Consider the following 2,598-nt stretch of genomic DNA (forward strand, 5'->3'; position numbering starts at 1 on the left):
ATCTCCTTGACCTGACCGGCGAGAATATTTTCAACAGCTTTTGCAAGAGCGTATGCTGAAACTTGTTTGAGTGTCAGCTTGTAGGATGAAGAAACTACATTGGGATCTGTGTTAGCTGGAACTCTCAAACTTGAGAGAAAAAAAGCAGCTTTCTTAACCTGTTCATCCGAAGCTTTCACACTGAACAATCTCTGTAGATGGTTGCAAGCATCCAAGACTCTTTCTTCCTCCTGCTTCGTCAATTCGCTCCCACTCTTGAAGGTCGATGGATACCCTCGACTGATCCTCTTCATGATCATCTCCAGATGAAAAATCATGTCTGAAACTTTCGAAACTTTCTGTAAGACGTTCGGTGAAACTTTTTTGTCGCTGAGAATAATTTCCATCCCTACCATTTCGTTTTTCCTTTTCCAGTTTCGCTTTTTTCTGAGCTAAAAGTCCATAGTCGGAAATAACCCAGTTGTACCATGTCAGTTTCCAATCCTTTTTGATTGCACCTTGACCAGACTTAGCCAGCCAGTAGTTTTTAAATTTCTCAAACTCTAACGACGCCTCATCATGCGTTAAGCCCTTGTCGATTGCGTATTCCAGATCAGGTTCAAAATCATGAGGCAATCGGCATCCCCGTTCACTCCTAGACCGCTTGGTTTTCTTTTGAGTGCTTTTTTGCTGTGAAACGGGTGTTTGGTTTTCTGATGAGGGTGTATTGTGATCCAACTGCTGCTCAACAGCATCATCGGTTGTTTCACTTTGAACCGAAACTTCAGTTGCTAAATCTTCTGAAGCATTTTCTTTTTTTGATAACACGATAGTGTTAGTTTTTTTATATATCTGATTCTGATTCTGGATAGCTTGATTTTGCTTATCGTTTGCTTGAAGCAAAAAATCGTTTTGCTTACCATTTGCTTCAACATAATCGTTAGCAAATTGTTTTTTAAGCATTTTTGCTTGTGCACCTTTTTTCCCAGCTTCACTACGTACTTGCGATATATGCTCTTGTTTATCCGTAAAGTCTTTTAACTCTTCCTCAACACGAAGATTCCATAATCCTTTATCTGTTGTTTGGATGAGTTTGTTATTTTTCATTAAATAATCGACAACAGTTGTGAATTTTTTTTCAGTGCAATTACATACACGTGAAAGCGTTTTAAAATCTTCTTTCACAGGTGACTTTTTGTCATACATGCGAATAAGAAGCATAATATAAATTCCTCTTTGCTCTGGTGTCATTCCATCTGTACCGCTGGCCCAGTCATCTAGGTAGAATCTTATCCACGGCATAACATTAGACATGTGCATCTCCTTCTTTCTTTAAGTATAAAATTGCCCAGCCTGTCTTCGTATCTAGATCAAGAAAAGGAATCATGTTAGGCATCTGACGTTTCATTGAAAATGTTTTATAAAATCGTTTCATCATTATGGTTTTGAAAAAAGTGGTGGGAAGAAAATATGTAAAATCAGAATTGCAATGCTTCTATTCAACAAAGCTCTAAACATTTTTATAGGGAACACAGCCAATGTCTAATAATGATGCAACTCAAAATGCAGATAACAAAATAATCAGTACTTCACCAAAATCTCTAATTATTACGTCTTGTTATGAGACATTTGCTGATTCTATCGTATGGTTCAATTTTCAAAATACAACTCCTTTCGATATTAAATTGCACTCTATTTCCGGTGTTTACCATCCAGACCCATATACCGATAATAATTGGGAAGATGATGATTCTTGGTTTAAAGTGTTTCTTTCCATTGGCATATTTAATGCACCTTCTGCACTTTATTGCCACAACATTGTTGATAGAGTTCACTTAATAAGTCCGCCTGAAAAACCGATGTCAAAAGTATCATTAAAAAGTATAAATATTCCAGCCTATACAAAATGTTTTGCTATCATGGGTATACAATTTTGGGCAGATATTGATCGTACGCAGGGAGCTTCTATTAAACTCACTTTTCAATTTTCTCCGACATGTGACTTTACAGAAGTTTTTGACACTAATATTTTTTTAGAAGGGATGTTTTTACGTTCCGCTCGAGACGAAGCTAAATACATTAAAACAGCATGGGATGAAATGGACATTCAGACAGACCTATTAAAAGCATATCAATCACAAGGTGCTGCATTTAACATGCGGCACGCTGATTGTGTCGTTCGAATAATCCCTTAAATTTCTCTTTAAAAACTTGTGTGCCACCATGTACCTCTATGGATAACGCTGGACCTGAAGCACTTTTGGCTATTAAATGATTGCTTTTATCAAAAGAAAAGTTCCAACCATCATCACTAAAAATGATCGTGCAACCATCTGGTAAACCCATTGCATATATTAAATCATCTGAAGTGCTAAAACTATAACCTGGTCTTTTTTTCATTTTTCTTTCCTTATTTTTTATCTTGTTTAAGTTATTGTACAAATATCCCTGATAATTAAATCCATATTCTGTACTGCCAATAATAAAAAAGTCGCTTCCAAAACCTATGTAACCGTGAAAGAGAGGCCATATACTCCTGTGGTGTCATGAATGTCATTTCATACGTAATAACATTATCATCACACACTACCGTATCTTTTATCTTTTCATCACCACTCA

3 protein-coding genes are annotated in these 2,598 nt (G+C 36.4%); 1 reads left to right on the forward strand and 2 read right to left on the reverse strand.

The window, feature by feature from the left end:
- Positions 1-162 precede the first annotated feature (162 nt).
- A complete protein-coding gene (locus J7R05_RS06905; protein ID WP_208541730.1) occupies positions 163-1,293 on the reverse strand; it encodes a YdaU family protein in 1,131 nt (376 codons plus the stop codon).
- A 224-nt stretch (positions 1,294-1,517) separates the two neighbouring features.
- On the opposite strand from J7R05_RS06905, the gene J7R05_RS06910 reads away from it, so the two are divergent.
- A complete protein-coding gene (locus tag J7R05_RS06910) occupies positions 1,518-2,174 on the forward strand; it encodes a hypothetical protein (RefSeq protein ID WP_208541731.1) in 657 nt (218 codons plus the stop codon).
- Here the strand turns inward: J7R05_RS06910 and J7R05_RS06915 are convergent.
- Positions 2,131-2,379: a hypothetical protein gene (locus tag J7R05_RS06915; RefSeq protein WP_208541732.1), complete on the reverse strand. Its 249-nt coding sequence runs from the start codon at positions 2,377-2,379 to the stop codon at positions 2,131-2,133. The two genes, J7R05_RS06910 and J7R05_RS06915, sit on opposite strands and share 44 nt — an antisense overlap.
- Between the last annotated feature and the right edge of the window lie 219 nt (positions 2,380-2,598).

The organism is Bartonella capreoli, from assembly GCF_902813205.1.
Classification (GTDB): domain Bacteria; phylum Pseudomonadota; class Alphaproteobacteria; order Rhizobiales; family Rhizobiaceae; genus Bartonella; species Bartonella schoenbuchensis.

Excerpts from the sequence above, each read along its gene's own strand:
- J7R05_RS06905 (WP_208541730.1), bottom strand. The coding sequence starts at position 1,293 with ATGTCTAATGTTATGCCGTGGATAAGATTCTACCTAGATGACTGGGCC.
- J7R05_RS06910 (WP_208541731.1), top strand. The coding sequence starts at position 1,518 with ATGTCTAATAATGATGCAACTCAAAATGCAGATAACAAAATAATCAGT.
- J7R05_RS06915 (WP_208541732.1), bottom strand. The coding sequence starts at position 2,379 with ATGAAAAAAAGACCAGGTTATAGTTTTAGCACTTCAGATGATTTAATA.